The following is a 17,262-nucleotide window of genomic DNA, read 5'->3' as shown; positions in this document are numbered from 1 at the left end:
TTGGTTCCGGGCGCTCCGGGACGCGCTGTGCACGCACGGCAAGTTCCAGGGCCGTCCGCACAGCGGAGCAGTGTCATGTCCGAAGTAAATCTGTCCACCGACGAAACCCGCGTCAGCTACGGCATTGGCCGTCAGCTGGGCGACCAACTGCGCGACAACCCGCCACCGGGCGTTAGCCTGGACGCGATCCTGGCAGGCCTGACCGACGCGTTCGCCGGCAAGCCAAGCCGTGTGGGCCAGGAAGAGATGTCCGCGAGCTTCAAGGTCATCCGCGAAATCATGCAAGCCGAAGCCGCTGCCAAAGCTGAAGCCGCCGCTGGCGAAGGCCTGGCCTTCCTGGCTGAAAACGCCAAGCGCGATGGCATCACCACCCTGGCTTCCGGTCTGCAATTCGAAGTGCTGACCGCCGGTGAAGGCGCCAAGCCATCCCGTGAAGACACCGTTCGTACTCACTACCACGGCACCCTGATCGACGGCACTGTGTTCGACAGCTCCTACGATCGTGGCCAGCCAGCAGAATTCCCGGTGGGCGGCGTAATCGCTGGCTGGACCGAAGCCCTGCAACTGATGAACGCCGGTAGCAAATGGCGCCTGTACGTGCCGAGCGAACTGGCTTACGGCGCTCAAGGCGTTGGCAGCATTCCGCCGCACAGCGTACTGGTCTTCGACGTCGAGCTGCTCGACGTTCTGTAAGCCTTTGAACCTGTAGGAGCCGGCTTGCTGGCGATCCATGCGCCTCGGTGTTTCAGTTGCACCGCGGTGATGCAATCGCCAGCAAGCCGGCTCCTACAAGGTTTCGCAGCGATCTCATATTTCGATCTTGTGCTGCAGTTCATGCGATGGGCGCAACGCCCGGGCATAGCAGAACAGGAACAGATTTCTCACCACTTCCTTGAGCACCACCGGCTCGCTGGAATTCAAGCCATTCAGGTCCAGATCACCTTGATCCTGCAGTTCGTTCAAGGCTTCTTCCTCAAGCACCGCACAGACTTCCCCGGTTTCCCGATGCAGGATCCTGAGGTAGGGATGTGGGCGGTCCAGCCAGGCATCGATCAAATAAGTCATGGGTCTCATCTCCATTGATTGGGTTCAATGAGAATAATTCTTATTCATCAAATAGCAAGGACCTATTGGCGGTTTGTGATTTTTTCCGGGTAAAGATTGCGTAAGGTCAAAACGGCTGGCGTTTGGCTATCGCGAGGGAATGCAGGGCGAGGCGGGGAGGGCGAAGCACCATCCCACGCCGGGCGCGGGATGGAATACAACAGGCTCAGACTTTTCTGACGAACTCGGACTTGAGCTTCATCGGGCCGATGCCGTCGATCTTGCAGTCGATGTCATGGTCGCCATCGCACAGGCGGATGTTCTTGACCTTGGTGCCGACCTTGACCACCAGAGAGGTGCCCTTGACCTTGAGGTCCTTGATCACGGTGATGGTGTCGCCATCCTGCAGGACATTGCCTACAGAGTCCTTTTTCACGGCGTCATCGGATGCCGTTTCCGCTTCGCCAGTGGCGGACCATTCGTGGGCGCACTCCGGGCAGATCAGCTGCGCGCCGTCTTCGTAGGTGTATTCGGAATTGCATTTCGGGCAGGGTGGCAACGTGCTCACTAAGGCTCCTTGGTTTCAGGATCGCTAAAAGTCGCACATTGTATAGGGTTTTGACTCTGTAGGAGCGAGCCTGCTCGCGATGGACGTTAACGATAACGCGGGCATTCAGAAATCCCGCGTATTCGTTGGCGACCATCGCGAGCAGGCTCGCTCCTACAGAAAAGCGCTTAGTGCGTGCGGGCGACCGCGAACTCACTCAGCTCGACCAATGCATCGCGGTATTCGCTGGCGGGCAGCGCGTCGAGGCATTTGATCGCACGGGCCACGTAGTCGCGGGCCAGTTGTGCGGTGTACTCGAGGGAACCGGAGGCCTCAACCGCCTCGCGAATGCTCTCCAGGTCTTCGATGCCGCCTTTCTGGATCGCCTGGCGCACCAGTGCCGCCTGTTCGGGCGTGCCTTCGCGCATGGTGTAGATCAGCGGCAGGGTCGGCTTGCCTTCGGCCAGATCGTCGCCGACGTTCTTGCCCAGGGTCTCGGCATCGCCTTTGTAGTCCAGCAGGTCGTCGACCAGCTGGAAGGCTACGCCCAGGTGGTCGCCAAACGTGCGCAAGGCTTCGGCCTGTTCCGGCGATGCTTCGCACAGGGCCGCGGCGCTGTGGGTCGAGGCTTCGAACAGCATCGCGGTCTTGCCGCGGATGACTTCCATGTAGGTTTCTTCGGTGGTGCTGGCGTCGCGGACCTTCGACAGCTGCAACACTTCGCCTTCAGCGATGATGCGCGTGGCTTGCGAAAGGATCTTCATCACCGGCATGGAGCCCAGCTCGACCATCATTTCGAAGGAGCGCGAATACAGGAAGTCGCCCACCAGCACGCTCGGTGCGTTGCCCCACATGGCGTTGGCGGTCGAGCGGCCACGGCGCATGCCGGACATGTCGACCACATCGTCGTGCAGCAGGGTGGCGGTGTGCAGGAACTCGATGGTCGCAGCCAGCAGACGCAGATCGTCGCCTTCGCGGCCAAGGGCCTTGCCACACAGCAGCACTAATAAAGGACGCAGGCGTTTACCGCCAGCCGAGGTAATGTAGTCGCCGATTTTCGATACCAGCGGCACTCGGGAAGTCAGCTGCTTCTTGATGATGCCGTCGACGGCGCTAAAATCGTCCGCCACCGCGCGGTAGAAAGCTTGGGGTTGCATCAGCGACAGTTGCTCCAGAAGGGTTGCGCGGCATGCTAGGACCCACGTCGGCGGGTGTCAAGGCGCGATGGACGGCCTATTGCATCGCCCCGGCAGCTTGCGTACAATCGCGCACCCTGAACTTCCTGGGCAGCACCTGCCTTACGCAATTGCAAACAGGCCTTCCAGCCTTATGCAGCCATGCCAGCCAATACCTCTTCTTATAAAGAGCTGGGTGAGCAGGATTATCGGAGAAATACCATGTCGTACGCAGTAATTGTTACTGGTGGCAAGCAATACAAAGTCGCCCCAGGTGAATACCTGAAGATTGAAAAACTGGAAATCGCTACCGGCGAATCCGTGACTTTTGATCGCGTTCTGTTGGTCGCCAATGGCGATGACGTGAACATCGGCGCTCCAGTTGTTGCCGGCGCTACCGTTGTGGCTGAAGTGATCTCCCAAGGTCGTCACGATAAAGTCCGCATCATCAAGTTCCGTCGTCGTAAGCACCACATGAAGCGTATGGGCCACCGCCAGTGGTACACCGAGATCAAAATCACCGGTATTCAGGCTTAATTTCAGCCTAATTCCTCACTAGGAGAATTGACTCATGGCACACAAAAAAGCTGGTGGTAGTACCCGTAACGGTCGCGACTCAGAAGCCAAACGCCTTGGCGTGAAGATGTATGGCGGCCAGGTTATCATTCCGGGCAACATCATCGTGCGTCAGCGCGGCACCCAATTCCACGCCGGTTACGGTGTTGGCATGGGTAAAGATCACACTCTGTTCGCTAAAATCGACGGCGTGATCAAGTTTGAAGTAAAAGGCGCTTTCAACCGCCGTTACGTGAGCATTGTCCCGAAGACTGAAGTCGTCGCGGCATAATTACGTAGATGCTGGAAAAGCCCTGTCTCGCGACGGGGCTTTTTCGTTTGTGGGGTGAGTCTCTTGCAAAGCTGTTTGTAATGAGCTCCAGCGCTGGATTTGCGGTCGTTGATTGAGGTCGCTGCGCTCATTTTTGCAAGAGTCTTATGTCTGGATTTTTTCGGCTCGTCCGTATGGCGAGAGGCGTTTTGTTATGAAGTTTGTTGATGAAGTATCGATTCGAGTAAAGGCCGGTGACGGCGGCAACGGTTGCATGAGCTTCCGTCGCGAAAAATTCATCGAAAACGGCGGCCCGAACGGCGGCGACGGTGGTGATGGCGGCTCGGTCTACATGATCGCCGACGAAAACCTCAACACCCTGGTGGACTACCGTTACACCCGGCACTTCGATGCCGAGCGCGGTTCCAACGGCGGCAGCACCGACTGCACCGGCAAGAAAGGTGAAGAGCTGGTACTGCGTGTTCCGGTCGGTACCACGGTCATCGACGCTGCCACTCAGGAAGTGATCGGCGACCTGACCAAAGCCGGTCAGAAGCTGCTGGTGGCTCATGGCGGCTGGCACGGGCTGGGTAACACTCGTTTCAAATCCAGTACCAACCGTGCTCCGCGTCAGACCACTCCGGGTAAGCCGGGTGAGGCGCGTGATCTCAAGCTGGAAATGAAAGTGCTGGCTGACGTGGGTCTGCTGGGTTTGCCGAACGCCGGCAAAAGTACCTTCATTCGCTCGGTATCGGCCGCCAAGCCGAAAGTCGCCGACTACCCGTTCACCACGCTGGTGCCGAACCTGGGTGTGGTCAGCGTCGATCGCTGGAAAAGCTTCGTGGTCGCGGATATTCCGGGTCTGATCGAAGGCGCTTCCGATGGTGCGGGCCTGGGGATTCGCTTCCTCAAGCACTTGGCGCGTACCCGCTTGCTGCTGCATCTCGTGGACATGGCGCCGCTGGATGACACCAGTGCTCCGGATGCCGCAGAAGTGATCGTCAGCGAACTGACCAAGTTCAGTCCGTCCCTGGCTGAGCGTGATCGTTGGTTGGTGCTGAACAAGTGCGACCAGATCCTTGAAGAAGAGCACGATGCTCGCGTCAAGGAAATCGTTGATCGCCTGGAGTGGACCGGTCCGGTCTATGTGATCTCCGCGATCTCCAAGCTGGGCACCGAGCGTCTGTGCCACGACATCATGCGCTACATGGAAGATCGTGCAGACCGCCTGGCCAACGACCCGGCTTACAAGGAAGAGCTGGCCGATCTCGATCAGCGCATCGAAGACGAAGCGCGCGCTCAATTGCAGGCGCTGGATGACCAGCGTGCCCTGCGTCGCAGCGGCGTGAAGTCGGTCCACGACATCGGCGACGATGATTGGGATGAAGAAGATGTGGATGATGAAGACGGCCCGGAAATCATTTACGTGCGTGACTGATCCGTTGCGATAAACTTGAACGCCGCTCCCTGGAGCGGCGTTTTAGTATCTGGAAATCGGTAGTCACGAATAACGTTATGGGTGGCGCTGGGTCGCGCCGCCCTCAAGCTAAGGTTGAAGATGATGCGGAGCAAGGTGACAGGTGCGCAGCGTTGGGTCGTGAAAATCGGCAGCGCTCTGCTGACGGCGGACGGCAAGGGCCTGGATCGCGCGGCAATGGGTGTCTGGGTCGAGCAGATGGTGGCCTTGCATGAGGCGGGTGTCGAGCTGGTGCTGGTGTCCTCCGGGGCGGTAGCGGCGGGCATGAGCCGTTTGGGCTGGACCGTGCGACCCAGTGCGATGCATGAGCTGCAGGCGGCTGCCGCCATCGGCCAGATGGGCCTGGTGCAGGCCTGGGAGTCGAGCTTTGCCGAGCATGGCCGGCACACTGCGCAGATTCTCCTGACTCACGACGACCTGTCGGACCGCAAACGCTACCTGAACGCCCGCAGCACCTTGCGTGCGCTGGTCGAGTTGAAAGTGATCCCGGTGATCAACGAAAACGACACCGTGGTCACCGACGAAATCCGTTTCGGCGACAACGACACGCTGGCGGCGCTGGTGGCTAACCTGGTCGAAGCTGACTTGCTGGTGATCCTCACCGACCGCGACGGCATGTTCGACGCTGATCCGCGCAACAACCCTGATGCCAAGCTGATTCACGAAGCGCGTGCCGATGATCCGGCGCTCGACGCGGTCGCGGGCGGTACGGGTGGTGCGTTGGGACGTGGCGGCATGCAGACGAAGTTGCGTGCTGCGCGCCTCGCTGCTCGTTCCGGTGCGCACACCATCATCGTCGGCGGGCGCCTGGAGCGCGTGCTCGATCGCCTCAAGGCGGGCGAGCGCATTGGCACCTTGCTGTCGCCGGAGCGCGGCATGCTGGCGGCGCGCAAGCAATGGCTGGCCGGGCATCTGCAAACCCGTGGCACGCTGGTGCTGGATGCGGGAGCAGTGACGGCGCTGTCCCAGGGCAACAAGAGTTTGTTGCCGGTCGGTGTCAAGCTGGTCCAGGGCAGCTTCCGGCGTGGCGAAATGGTCGTGTGCGTGGCGCCGGATGGTCGTGAGATCGCCCGAGGCCTGGCCAACTACAGTGCGCTCGAAGCGCAGAAAATCATCGGTCAGTCGTCTGAGGCGATTGTCGGTCTGTTGGGTTATATGGCGGAGCCGGAGCTGGTTCACCGCGATAACCTGATCCTGGTCTGAAGGAATATTTGCATGCGCGTGGCAAAAGGATTGTTGGGCCTGCTGTTGGCAATGCCGCTGTTGGCCTCGGCCGAGGAGATCGGTCAGGTGTCGACGGTGTTCAAGTTCGTCGGCCCGAACGACCGTATCGTGGTCGAGGCGTTTGATGATCCGAAAGTCGAGGGCGTGACGTGTTACCTGTCCCGGGCCAAGACCGGCGGTGTGAAGGGTGGCTTGGGGCTGGCTGAAGATCGCGCTGAAGCGTCCATCGCTTGTCGTCAGGTCGGTCCGATCAACTTCAAGGGCGAGTTGAAGGATGGCGAGGAGGTGTTCAAGGAGCGCACCTCGTTGGTGTTCAAAACCATGCAGGTGGTGCGTTTCCTCGACAAGAAGCGCAATACGCTGGTGTATCTGGTGTACAGCGATCGTCTGATCGAGGGCAGTCCGCAGAATGCGGTGACGGCGATTCCTATCCTGCCGTGGGCGAAGGCTCAATAATCTGGCGCGATTCGAAATGTAGGAGTGAGCCTGCTCGCGATCGCGGTGTGTCAGTTAGCACTTATGCCGAATGACACATCGCGATCGCGAGCAGGCTCGCTCCTACATTTTTTTCGGTGCTTGTTAAATCGCAGGCAATAAAAAACCGACCCTGGGGTCGGTTTTTCAACAAGCTTATCGCTTATGCGGCAACAGCAAGGTTCAGAGCCTTGACGTGACCGTTCAGGCGGCTCTTATGACGAGCAGCCTTGTTCTTGTGGATGATGCCTTTATCGGCCATACGGTCGATAACTGGCACGGCCAGAACGTAAGCAGCTTGAGCTTTTTCAGCGTCTTTTGCGTCGATGGCTTTAACTACATTCTTGATGTAGGTACGAACCATGGAACGCAGGCTGGCGTTGTGGCTGCGACGCTTCTCAGCCTGTTTTGCACGTTTTTTGGCGGAAGGTGTGTTGGCCACCGTCGAGCTCCTCGAAAGACTTTTTAGGAAATAGCAAACAAAATAGGCCGCGAATCATGCCGATGAGTTGATGTCTTGTCAAGGGCGGTTGAGACGTTCCGCTAAGTGGTAGGTATAAAGAGGCGGGATATTTATTTCCGGCGCTTGACCTGTAAACTCGCGAGCTTTGGCTCTGTGCTGTTGCGGCGCGGAGTATCGCATAAGTAGGCGCGTTGTTCGCCTGCTGTTTATCGACAGGCACAAACTCTTTCAATGAATCTGCTCAAATCGTTGGCCGCCGTCAGCTCTATCACGATGCTTTCCCGGATTCTGGGGTTCGTCCGTGACACCCTCATTGCGCGGACATTCGGCGCGGGAATGGCCACCGACGCCTTCTTTATCGCCTTCAAACTGCCCAATCTGCTGCGCCGGATCTTCGCCGAAGGGGCGTTTTCCCAAGCCTTCGTGCCGATTCTTGCCGAATATAAAAGCCAGAAAGGCGAAGAGGCGACGCGCACCTTTATTGCCTACGTCTCGGGTTTGCTGACGCTGGTACTGGCCGCGGTCACTGCGTTGGGCATGCTCGCCGCGCCGTGGGTCATCTGGGCGACGGCGCCAGGTTTCACCGACACCCCGGAAAAATTCGAGCTGACGTCCAGCCTGCTGCGGGTGACGTTCCCTTACATATTGCTGATCTCCCTGTCTTCACTGGCCGGGGCGATCCTCAATACCTATAACCGTTTCTCGGTGCCGGCCTTCGTGCCGACCCTGCTCAATGTCAGCATGATCATCTTCGCGGTGTTCCTGACGCCGTATTTCGATCCGCCGGTCATGGCGCTGGGTTGGGCGGTGCTGGCGGGTGGCCTGGCGCAACTGCTCTACCAGCTGCCGCACCTGAAAAAGATCGGCATGCTGGTGTTACCGCGCCTGAACCTGCGCGACAGCGGCGTCTGGCGCGTCATGAAGCAGATGCTGCCAGCGATTCTCGGCGTGTCGGTGAGCCAGATTTCGCTGATCATCAACACCATTTTCGCGTCGTTCCTGGTCGCCGGTTCCGTGTCGTGGATGTATTACGCCGACCGCTTGATGGAATTGCCGTCTGGCGTGCTCGGCGTGGCCCTGGGCACGATTTTGCTGCCGACCCTGGCCAAGACCTATGCCAGCAAGGACCGCGCCGAATATTCGCGGATTCTCGATTGGGGCCTGCGCCTGTGCTTTGTGCTGGTGCTGCCGTGCTCGCTGGCGCTGGGTATCCTGGCTGAGCCGTTGACCGTTTCGCTGTTTCAGTACGGCCAGTTCAACGCCTTCGATGCGTCCATGACGCAACGGGCATTGATCGCTTATTCGGTCGGATTGCTCGGGATTATCGTGATCAAAGTGCTGGCGCCGGGCTTTTATGCGCAACAAAACATCCGTACGCCGGTGAAAATCGCAATTTTCACCCTGGTGGTCACGCAACTGTTCAACCTGGTGTTGATCGGGCCGCTGGCTCACGCCGGTCTGGCGCTGGCCATCAGCGCAGGTGCGTGCCTCAATGCCGGGCTGTTGTTCTATCAACTGCGCAAGCAGCAGATGTATCAGCCGCAACCGGGTTGGGCGAAGTTCGGCGCCAAGCTGGTGATCGCGGTGTTGGTGATGTCGGCGGTGCTGCTGGCGGGGATGCACTTTATGCCAGCCTGGGATCAGGGCCACATGCTTGAGCGGTTCCTGCGCCTGGGCGCATTGGTGGCGGCTGGCGTGGTCTCTTATTTCGGCATGTTGCTGTTGATGGGCTTCCGTTTGCGCGACTTCAATCGCAAGGCGTTGAGCTGAGGTCTTGACCTCGATAAACACGGGCGGGCTGGCAGTTTTGTCGGCTCGATCACTTTGGGTTACGGTGTTGCCTGTCGTCGGCCGCCGGGTGTGGTTATAATCGACCACTTTATGAGCAAGAAGCGCGTTATGCAGCTGGTTCGAGGCCTCCACAACCTGCGCCCCCAGCATCGGGGCTGTGTCGCCACTATTGGCAACTTTGACGGTGTTCACCGTGGCCACCAGGCTATCCTGGCGAGGCTGCGTGAGCGTGCGATCGAGTTGGGCGTGCCCAGCTGCGTGGTGATTTTCGAGCCGCAGCCCCGGGAGTTTTTCGCCCCGGAGACCGCGCCGGCACGCCTGGCCCGTCTGCGCGACAAGCTGCAGCTGCTGGCTGACGAAGGTGTCGACCGGGTTCTGTGCCTGGCGTTCAACCAGCGCCTGAGCAAGCTCAGCGCCAGCGAATTCGTCGATACGATCCTGGTGGACGGCCTCGGTGTGCAGCACCTGGAGGTCGGTGACGACTTCCGTTTCGGTTGCGACCGGGTAGGGGATTTCGATTTCCTGCAGCAGGCCGGCGTCATGCAGGGCTTCACCGTCGAAGCGGCGCAAACCGTCGAGCTGGACGGCATTCGTGTCAGCAGTACTCAAGTGCGAAATGCCCTGGCTGCTGCCGATTTTGCCTTGGCGGAGCGCCTGCTCGGTCGCCCGTTCCAGATTTCCGGGCGGGTCTTGCATGGCCAGAAGCTGGCGCGCCAACTGGGCACGCCGACCGCCAATATTCAACTCAAGCGTCGTCGCGTACCGCTGACCGGGGTTTACCTGGTCAATGCCGACATCGACGGCAAGACCTGGCCAGGCGTCGCCAACATAGGCGTGCGGCCCACGGTTCAGGGGGATGGCAAAGCCCACCTCGAAATACATCTTTTAGATTTTGCCGGCGATCTGTATGACCGGCGTTTGACGGTGGTTTTCCACCACAAGCTGCGTGAAGAGCAGCGTTTCGCCTCTCTGGAGGCGCTTAAGACGGCGATCAATGCGGATGTCGCCGCCGCCCGTGCCCTGTCGCACCTAGCGCCAATCGCTAATGAAGAGCCATAAATGACCGACTATAAAGCCACGCTAAACCTTCCGGACACCGCCTTCCCAATGAAGGCCGGCCTGCCTCAGCGCGAACCGCAGATTCTGCAGCGCTGGGACAGCATTGGCCTGTACGGTAAGTTGCGCGAAATTGGCAAGGATCGTCCGAAGTTCGTGCTTCACGACGGTCCTCCGTACGCCAACGGCACGATTCACATCGGTCATGCGCTGAACAAGATCCTCAAGGACATGATCATCCGCTCGAAAACCCTGTCGGGTTTCGACGCGCCGTATGTTCCGGGCTGGGACTGCCACGGTCTGCCGATCGAGCACAAAGTCGAAGTGACCCACGGCAAGAACCTGGGCGCGGACAAGACCCGCGAACTGTGCCGTGCCTACGCCACCGAGCAGATCGAAGGGCAGAAATCCGAATTCATCCGTCTGGGCGTGTTGGGCGATTTCGCCAACCCGTACAAGACCATGGACTTCAAGAACGAGGCCGGTGAAATCCGCGCACTCGCCGAAATCGTCAAGGGCGGTTTCGTGTTCAAAGGCCTGAAGCCGGTGAACTGGTGCTTTGACTGCGGTTCGGCCCTGGCCGAAGCGGAAGTCGAGTACGAGAACAAGAAGTCCTCGACCATCGACGTCGCGTTCCCGATTGCCGATGAAGCCAAGCTGGCTACCGCGTTCGGTCTGGCATCGCTGGCCAAGCCGGCCTCGATCGTGATCTGGACCACCACCCCGTGGACCATCCCGGCCAACCAGGCGCTGAACGTCCACCCGGAATTCAATTACGCCCTGGTCGATGTCGGTGACAAACTGCTGGTCCTGGCGGAAGAGCTGGTTGAATCCTGCCTGGCCCGTTACAGCCTGGAAGGCGCGGTCATCGCGACCACCACCGGTAAAGAGCTGGAACTGATCAATTTCCGTCACCCGTTCTACGATCGCCTGTCGCCGGTTTACCTGGCCGACTACGTCGAACTGGGCGCTGGCACTGGCGTGGTTCACTCCGCTCCGGCCTACGGCGTGGACGACTTCGTGACCTGCAAGAAATACGGCATGGTCAACGACGACATCCTCAATCCGGTACAAAGCAACGGCGTGTACGCGACTTCGCTGGAGTTCTTTGGCGGCCAGTTCATCTGGAAAGCCAACCCGGCCATCGTCAACAAGCTGACCGAAGTCGGCGCGCTGCTGCACACCACCATCATCGAACACAGCTACATGCACTGCTGGCGTCACAAGACTCCGCTGATCTACCGCGCCACTGCGCAGTGGTTCATCGGCATGGACAAAGAGCCAGCCACCGGCGAAACCCTGCGCAAGCGCGCAATCAAAGCCATCGAAGACACCAAGTTCGTCCCGGCCTGGGGCCAGGCGCGCCTGCACTCGATGATCGCCAACCGTCCGGACTGGTGCATCTCCCGTCAGCGTAACTGGGGCGTACCGATCCCGTTCTTCCTGAACAAGGAAAGCGGCGAGCTGCACCCGCGCACCGCCGAGCTGATGGAAGAAGTGGCCAAGCGCGTCGAAGTCGAAGGCATCGAAGCCTGGTTCAAGATGGACGCCGCCGAACTGCTCGGTGATGAAGCGCCGCTGTACGACAAGATCAGCGACACCCTCGACGTCTGGTTCGATTCGGGCACCACGCACTGGCACGTCCTGCGCGGTTCGCACCCGATGGGTCACGAAACCGGTCCACGTGCCGACCTGTACCTGGAAGGCTCGGACCAACACCGTGGCTGGTTCCACTCGTCGCTGCTGACCGGCTGCGCCATCGACAACCACGCGCCTTACCGCGAGCTGCTGACCCACGGCTTCACCGTCGACGAGTCCGGTCGCAAGATGTCCAAGTCGCTGGGCAACGTCATCGCGCCGCAGAAAGTCAACGACACCCTGGGCGCCGACATCATGCGTCTGTGGGTTGCCTCGACCGATTATTCGGGCGAAATGGCGGTGTCCGAGCAGATCCTGCAACGCAGTGCGGACGCCTACCGGCGTATCCGTAACACCGCGCGCTTCCTGCTCTCCAACCTGACCGGTTTCAACCCGGCCACCGACATCCTGCCGGCTGAAGACATGCTGGCGCTGGACCGTTGGGCTGTGGATCGTACGCTGCTGCTGCAACGCGAGCTGCAAGAGCACTACGGTGAATACCGCTTCTGGAACGTCTATTCCAAGATCCACAACTTCTGCGTGCAGGAGCTGGGCGGTTTCTACCTCGACATCATCAAGGACCGTCAGTACACCACTGGCGCCAACAGCAAGGCCCGCCGTTCGGCGCAAACCGCGCTGTACCACATCTCCGAAGCGCTGGTGCGCTGGATCGCGCCGATCCTCGCGTTCACCGCCGACGAACTGTGGGAATACCTGCCGGGCGAGCGCAACGAATCGGTCATGCTGAACACCTGGTACGAAGGTCTGACCGAACTGCCGGACAACGTCGAACTGGGTCGCGCCTACTGGGAGCGGATCATGGCGGTCAAGGTCGCGGTCAACAAGGAAATGGAAATCCAGCGCGCGGCCAAAGCCGTCGGTGGCAACCTGCAGGCCGAAGTGACGCTGTTCGCCGAAGACGCCCTGAGCGCCGACCTGGCCCAGCTGAGCAACGAACTGCGCTTCGTCCTGATCACCTCGACCGCCAGCGTTGCGCCGTTTGTTCAGGCACCGGCGGACGCGGTAGTGACTGAAGTCAGCGGCCTGAAGCTGAAAATCGTCAAGTCGGCCTTCGCCAAGTGCGCCCGTTGCTGGCACTGCCGTGAAGACGTTGGCGTGAACCCGGAGCATCCGGAAATCTGCGGCCGTTGCGTCGACAACATCAGCGGCGCTGGCGAGGTTCGTCACTATGCCTAATGCCATTGGCCGTTTCGGACGGCTGGGCTGGCTCTGGTTGAGCGTGCTGGTTCTGGTCATCGACCAGGCCAGCAAGTTCTACTTTGAAGGCTCGCTGAAGATGTACCAGCAAATCGTGGTGATCCCCGATTACTTCAGCTGGACCCTGGCCTACAACACCGGCGCGGCGTTCAGCTTCCTGGCCGACAGTTCGGGCTGGCAGCGCTGGCTGTTTGCCCTGATCGCGGTGGTGGTCAGCGCCGTGCTGGTGGTCTGGCTCAAGCGTCTGGGGCGCAACGAAACCTGGCTGGCTGTCGCGCTGGCCCTGGTGCTCGGCGGCGCGCTGGGCAATCTGTACGACCGCATCGCCCTGGGCCATGTGATCGATTTCATTCTGGTGCATTGGCAGAACCGCTGGTACTTCCCGGCGTTCAACTTCGCCGACAGTGCGATTACTGTAGGTGCGGTGATGCTGGCACTGGATATGTTCAAAAGTAAGAAAACCGGAGAAGCCGTTCATGACTGAACAGGTATTGGCTGAGCAACGCATCCGCCAGAACACGGAAGTCACCTTGCACTTTGCACTGCGCCTGGAGAACGGCGACACCGTCGACAGCACCTTCGACAAAGCCCCGGCGACCTTCAAGGTCGGCGACGGTAACCTGTTGCCAGGTTTCGAAGCGGCCCTGTTCGGCTTCAAGGCGGGCGACAAGCGTACGCTGACCATTCAGCCGGAAAACGCTTTCGGCCAGCCGAACCCGCAAAACGTACAGATCATCCCGCGTTCGCAGTTCAAGGACATGGACCTGTCGCCGGGTTTGCTGGTGATCTTCAACGATGCGGCCAATACTGAGCTGCCAGGCGTGGTGAAAGAGTTCGATGACGAGCAAGTGACCATCGACTTCAACCATCCGCTGGCTGGCAAGACATTGACCTTTGACGTCGAGATCATCGACGTCAAATCGCTGTAACTGACTGAATTCGGTCAAATGTGGGAGCGAGCCTGCTCGCGAAAGCGTCATCACATTCAACATCATTGTTGATTGACACACCGCTTTCGCGAGCAGGCTCGCTCCCACAGTAAGCTTTCTACAGTTTCGCTATTTCCTGCGCGCAAGACACGAGGCACAGCATGCAAATCAAACTCGCCAACCCCCGTGGCTTCTGCGCCGGTGTGGACCGGGCGATCGAAATCGTCAACCGCGCCCTGGAAGTCTTCGGGCCGCCGATCTATGTGCGCCACGAAGTGGTCCACAACAAATTCGTCGTCGAAGACCTGCGCGCGCGCGGGGCGATCTTCGTTGAAGAACTGGATCAGGTGCCGGACGACGTCATCGTGATCTTCAGTGCCCACGGCGTTTCCCAGGCGGTGCGCACCGAAGCGGCCGGCCGCGGCCTCAAAGTGTTCGACGCGACCTGCCCGCTGGTGACCAAGGTGCACATCGAGGTCGCGCGTTACAGCCGTGACGGTCGTGAATGCATCCTCATCGGCCACGCCGGTCACCCGGAAGTCGAAGGCACCATGGGCCAGTACGATGGCAGCAATGGTGGCGCGATTTACCTGGTCGAGGACGAGAAAGACGTCGCCGCGTTGCAGGTCCACAACCCTGAAAAACTCGCGTTCGTGACCCAGACCACCTTGTCCATGGACGATACCAGTCGCGTCATCGACGCCCTGCGCACGCGCTTCCCGGCGATCGGTGGTCCGCGCAAGGACGACATCTGCTACGCCACGCAAAACCGCCAGGATGCCGTCAAAACCTTGGCCGACGAGTGTGATGTGGTGTTGGTGGTTGGCAGCCCGAACAGCTCCAATTCCAATCGCTTGCGTGAACTGGCCGAGCGCATGTCCACGCCGGCTTACCTGATCGATGGCGCCGAAGACCTGCAGAAGAGCTGGTTCGATGGCGTCGAGCGGATCGGCATCACCGCGGGCGCTTCTGCTCCGGAAGTGCTGGTGCGTGGCGTAATCCAGCAATTGCAGGCCTGGGGTGCTACCGGTGCCGACGAGCTGGCCGGTCGCGAGGAGAACATCACGTTCTCCATGCCTAAAGAGCTACGCGTTCGTTCGCTGCTTTGATTTAACCTCTTTCTCGCATAGTGCCTGCGCAGCTTTATCGCTGCGCAAGCTGACGCGACCGGTGGCGGCCAGCACCACCTGGAGCTGGCTCACGGGTTCATGGGCATCGCAAAGGTGCAACGTTCCGGCTTGAAAGGCTTTTTTCGGCATCAGTGGTTCACCCAGACTGCTAAAGCGTATGTACCGCTTGACCCACCAATTACCGGCTATCGGCACTCGCGTTTCGCTGGTGTGTTCGATCACGATCGGGTTGCTGCTATCGTCCGGGCCTTTGCCACTGACGTCGACAATGATTCGCCAGCCCTGACCCCAATCGCCATTGATCCCATGTATCACAACGCTCTGATTGCGCGAAATCGCGAGGGTTCTGGCGTTGCGTATACCGCTGATCAGCGACTCCGCTGCGACCTCTCGATGGTTCGACTCCGTAAGCGCTGCGAACGCTGGAGTGACCAGGTGCAGAACAATCCCGACAATCATCAGTCCCATAAGCAGTTCAACCAGACTGAAACCCTGCTGACGCATGAAACCTTCCTCCCTGGAATGCGGCCCCCCGCACAATCCATGCGCGAGTAATGGCAAAACAACCGAACATCGGCCGGCCGAATGTTCTAGCGTGTTACAGCAGGTATAGCCGACGGCAACGGAGGGCACCGATGGATCATCGTACAAAAGGTTTCACGCTGATCGAGCTGTTGATCGCGCTCGCGGTGTTTCTGATTCTGATCACCATGGCGGTGCCCGCGTTTACCCGTTCGGTGCAGGGGACCAAGGCCGATACCGAGATCAGCGACCTGCAGCGCGGCCTGAACTTCGCCAGGCTTGAAGCCATCGACCGGGGCATTACCACCCGTGTGCGGCCAACGGCGGGTGGCAGTGTCTGGACCGGGGAGTTGTCGGTCTATGACAGTACTGGCAATCCGGCCAATGTATTGCGGGTTGTTCCCGCGATGAGCAGCGGCGCAACTCTGACGCTACCCTTGGGAGTGACCGCCATTGATTTCAATAACCTGGGCGGTTTGTCGGCACCGCCCGCGGCGGTGGTGATCAGCTACGTGTTGGGGGCGCAGAACAGGACGCTGACGGTGTGTTTGAACGGACGAATTCTATTGGGTGGAAATTGCGGATGAGGGAATGGAGCAAGCGTGCACAGGAGGGCACGACGCTGATCGAGGTGCTGGTCGCGTTGTTGATTCTGAGTGTGGGGCTGTTGGGGGCAGCGGCGTTCCAGCTCAATGCGCTGAAGTACACCGACAGCTCGCGGCTGACCAGCCAGGCGAGCTTTATCGCCTACGACATGATGGACCGCATCCGCGCGAACTCCGGCGCCGATTACACCGTCACACCGCCGACTTCGGGCAATCTCAACGTTGCCCGGGATCAGGACCTTTACGACTTCACCTCCAACATCGTCAATATTCTCGGCACCACCGCAACGGGCAGCGTCACCCTCAATCAGCGGGTGTACACCATCACCATCACCTGGGACGACTCGCGGGCGGCCAACACCGCGAACTCCCGTCGCAGTTTTGTGCTGACCAGTCGTGCCGCGGTCGATCCGGTGGCAACGCCATGAATCGCTCCAATCGAGGTTTCGGCCTGATCGAGTTGCTGATCGCCCTGGCGTTGAGCCTGGTCGTGGTGCTCGGCGTGGCGCAGATTTTCATTGCGGCGAAAAATACTTTTGTCAGTCAGAACGCGTCGGCAAACATGCAGGAAGATGCGCGTTTTGTACTGAGCAAAATGATTCAGGAAATCCGCATGGTGGGGATGTTTGGTTGCCTGGGAACGATCACTGAGGCGAACTCCGGGGTCGGTTTCACTGCCAGCCAGACAACGCCGATCAGCTGGGACAATGCCAATCTCAAGCTGACGCTGGTGACCGCCGATGTCGGCGCGGGCGGCGGTACGCCGACCTGGACCATAGTGTCCGATTGCCGGAATACGGCCACGGCTTACTCCAATAAGCAGGACCCGGCGACGGGGCAGCAGGCATTTCCGATTCGCCGGCTGATCTACAGCCTCAAGAACAATCAGCTGACGGTGGGCGTCGGCATCGGGACGCCGGCTCAGGCGGTGCTTGTCGATAACGTCAGCAAGTTCGATGTGAGTTTCGGCCTGGCCAGTTCAGCGACCGATACGTCCGCCTCCAGTTACAGCAGCAACCCCTCGGACCCGGCGCGAATCCGCAGCGTGCGGCTGACGCTGACCCTCATTGATCCGAACAAAAAAGTAAGCGATCAAACCTTCAGCGTGGTTGCCGCCTTGCGCAACCGCTTGCCATGAGGGCG

At 59.7% G+C, this 17,262-nt stretch carries 20 protein-coding genes; 15 read left to right on the top strand and 5 right to left on the bottom strand.

Annotated elements, in window-relative coordinates:
- The first annotated feature begins 75 nt into the window (after positions 1 to 75).
- On the top strand, positions 76 to 693 hold the full coding sequence (locus tag ACF6ZU_RS08625) for an FKBP-type peptidyl-prolyl cis-trans isomerase (protein WP_017340863.1): 618 nt from the start codon (positions 76 to 78) through the stop codon (positions 691 to 693).
- Positions 694 to 807: 114 nt separating this feature from the next.
- Here the strand turns inward: ACF6ZU_RS08625 and ACF6ZU_RS08620 are convergent, their stop codons facing one another.
- The 3 genes from ACF6ZU_RS08620 to ACF6ZU_RS08610 form a co-directional block, all read right to left on the bottom strand.
- Entirely contained in the window at positions 808 to 1,065 is a 258-nt protein-coding gene (locus ACF6ZU_RS08620; RefSeq protein ID WP_392891557.1) for a hypothetical protein, read from the bottom strand.
- A gap of 205 nt (positions 1,066 to 1,270) precedes the next feature.
- On the bottom strand, positions 1,271 to 1,612 hold the full coding sequence (locus tag ACF6ZU_RS08615; RefSeq protein ID WP_392891555.1) for a zinc ribbon domain-containing protein YjdM: 342 nt from the start codon (positions 1,610 to 1,612) through the stop codon (positions 1,271 to 1,273).
- 167 nt (positions 1,613 to 1,779) lie between these two features.
- Complete coding sequence (locus ACF6ZU_RS08610; RefSeq protein ID WP_392891553.1) at positions 1,780 to 2,748, bottom strand: polyprenyl synthetase family protein; 969 nt, start codon at positions 2,746 to 2,748, stop codon at positions 1,780 to 1,782.
- A gap of 240 nt (positions 2,749 to 2,988) precedes the next feature.
- On the opposite strand from ACF6ZU_RS08610, the gene rplU reads away from it, so the two are divergent.
- The 5 genes from rplU (at position 2,989) to ACF6ZU_RS08585 (ending at position 6,749) form a co-directional block, all read left to right on the top strand.
- Positions 2,989 to 3,303 (top strand): 50S ribosomal protein L21, encoded by a 315-nt coding sequence (gene rplU, locus ACF6ZU_RS08605; RefSeq protein WP_003176051.1) that lies wholly within the window; start codon positions 2,989 to 2,991, stop codon positions 3,301 to 3,303.
- A 34-nt stretch (positions 3,304 to 3,337) separates the two neighbouring features.
- Positions 3,338 to 3,613, top strand: a complete 276-nt coding sequence (rpmA, locus tag ACF6ZU_RS08600) for a 50S ribosomal protein L27 (RefSeq protein WP_003215862.1) — start codon at positions 3,338 to 3,340, stop codon at positions 3,611 to 3,613.
- Positions 3,614 to 3,806: 193 nt separating this feature from the next.
- Positions 3,807 to 5,030: an Obg family GTPase CgtA gene (gene cgtA, locus ACF6ZU_RS08595; protein ID WP_008028831.1), complete on the top strand. Its 1,224-nt coding sequence runs from the start codon at positions 3,807 to 3,809 to the stop codon at positions 5,028 to 5,030.
- A gap of 123 nt (positions 5,031 to 5,153) precedes the next feature.
- Positions 5,154 to 6,272 carry a glutamate 5-kinase gene (gene proB, locus ACF6ZU_RS08590; protein ID WP_392893752.1) on the top strand — a complete coding sequence of 373 codons (1,119 nt, stop codon included), beginning with the start codon at positions 5,154 to 5,156 and terminating at the stop codon, positions 6,270 to 6,272.
- Positions 6,273 to 6,284: 12 nt separating this feature from the next.
- Positions 6,285 to 6,749, top strand: a complete 465-nt coding sequence (locus ACF6ZU_RS08585) for a CreA family protein (RefSeq protein WP_392891549.1) — start codon at positions 6,285 to 6,287, stop codon at positions 6,747 to 6,749.
- A gap of 181 nt (positions 6,750 to 6,930) precedes the next feature.
- Here the strand turns inward: ACF6ZU_RS08585 and rpsT are convergent, their stop codons facing one another.
- Positions 6,931 to 7,209, bottom strand: a complete 279-nt coding sequence (gene rpsT / locus ACF6ZU_RS08580; RefSeq protein ID WP_008154937.1) for a 30S ribosomal protein S20 — start codon at positions 7,207 to 7,209, stop codon at positions 6,931 to 6,933.
- Positions 7,210 to 7,461: 252 nt separating this feature from the next.
- Between rpsT and murJ the strand changes: the two genes are divergently transcribed.
- The 6 genes from murJ to ispH all read left to right on the top strand — a co-directional run bounded on the left by murJ (position 7,462) and on the right by ispH (position 14,971).
- On the top strand, positions 7,462 to 9,000 hold the full coding sequence (gene murJ / locus ACF6ZU_RS08575; RefSeq protein ID WP_392891546.1) for a murein biosynthesis integral membrane protein MurJ: 1,539 nt from the start codon (positions 7,462 to 7,464) through the stop codon (positions 8,998 to 9,000).
- A 129-nt stretch (positions 9,001 to 9,129) separates the two neighbouring features.
- Positions 9,130 to 10,080: a bifunctional riboflavin kinase/FAD synthetase gene (gene ribF, locus ACF6ZU_RS08570; protein WP_392891544.1), complete on the top strand. Its 951-nt coding sequence runs from the start codon at positions 9,130 to 9,132 to the stop codon at positions 10,078 to 10,080.
- A complete protein-coding gene (ileS, locus tag ACF6ZU_RS08565) occupies positions 10,081 to 12,912 on the top strand; it encodes an isoleucine--tRNA ligase (protein ID WP_392891542.1) in 2,832 nt (943 codons plus the stop codon).
- Entirely contained in the window at positions 12,905 to 13,417 is a 513-nt protein-coding gene (gene lspA, locus ACF6ZU_RS08560) for a signal peptidase II (protein ID WP_392891541.1), read from the top strand. The genes ileS and lspA overlap by 8 nt, the downstream gene beginning before the upstream one ends.
- A gap of 7 nt (positions 13,418 to 13,424) precedes the next feature.
- Positions 13,425 to 13,862 (top strand): FKBP-type peptidyl-prolyl cis-trans isomerase, encoded by a 438-nt coding sequence (gene fkpB, locus ACF6ZU_RS08555; RefSeq protein WP_392893750.1) that lies wholly within the window; start codon positions 13,425 to 13,427, stop codon positions 13,860 to 13,862.
- 161 nt (positions 13,863 to 14,023) lie between these two features.
- A complete protein-coding gene (ispH, locus tag ACF6ZU_RS08550) occupies positions 14,024 to 14,971 on the top strand; it encodes a 4-hydroxy-3-methylbut-2-enyl diphosphate reductase (RefSeq protein ID WP_392891539.1) in 948 nt (315 codons plus the stop codon).
- Here ispH and ACF6ZU_RS08545 read toward each other — a convergent pair.
- Entirely contained in the window at positions 14,948 to 15,496 is a 549-nt protein-coding gene (locus ACF6ZU_RS08545) for a GspH/FimT family pseudopilin (RefSeq protein ID WP_392891537.1), read from the bottom strand. The genes ispH and ACF6ZU_RS08545 overlap by 24 nt on opposite strands.
- Before the next feature lie 131 nt (positions 15,497 to 15,627).
- Between ACF6ZU_RS08545 and ACF6ZU_RS08540 the strand changes: the two genes are divergently transcribed.
- From ACF6ZU_RS08540 to ACF6ZU_RS08530, 3 genes are read left to right on the top strand one after another with little or no spacing between them, the layout of a single operon-like run.
- Positions 15,628 to 16,101 carry a GspH/FimT family pseudopilin gene (locus ACF6ZU_RS08540; RefSeq protein ID WP_392891535.1) on the top strand — a complete coding sequence of 158 codons (474 nt, stop codon included), beginning with the start codon at positions 15,628 to 15,630 and terminating at the stop codon, positions 16,099 to 16,101.
- Positions 16,098 to 16,547, top strand: a complete 450-nt coding sequence (gene pilV / locus ACF6ZU_RS08535) for a type IV pilus modification protein PilV (RefSeq protein WP_392891533.1) — start codon at positions 16,098 to 16,100, stop codon at positions 16,545 to 16,547. Before ACF6ZU_RS08540 ends, pilV begins: the two co-directional genes overlap by 4 nt.
- Positions 16,544 to 17,257 carry a PilW family protein gene (locus tag ACF6ZU_RS08530; protein ID WP_392891531.1) on the top strand — a complete coding sequence of 238 codons (714 nt, stop codon included), beginning with the start codon at positions 16,544 to 16,546 and terminating at the stop codon, positions 17,255 to 17,257. The genes pilV and ACF6ZU_RS08530 overlap by 4 nt, the downstream gene beginning before the upstream one ends.
- Positions 17,258 to 17,262: the final 5 nt, after the last annotated feature.

The organism is Pseudomonas migulae (assembly GCF_043225285.1).
Lineage (GTDB): Bacteria > Pseudomonadota > Gammaproteobacteria > Pseudomonadales > Pseudomonadaceae > Aquipseudomonas > Aquipseudomonas migulae_C.
Note: the sequence above shows the minus strand (reverse complement) of the source record. Positions and strands in the feature narration are given on the sequence as shown.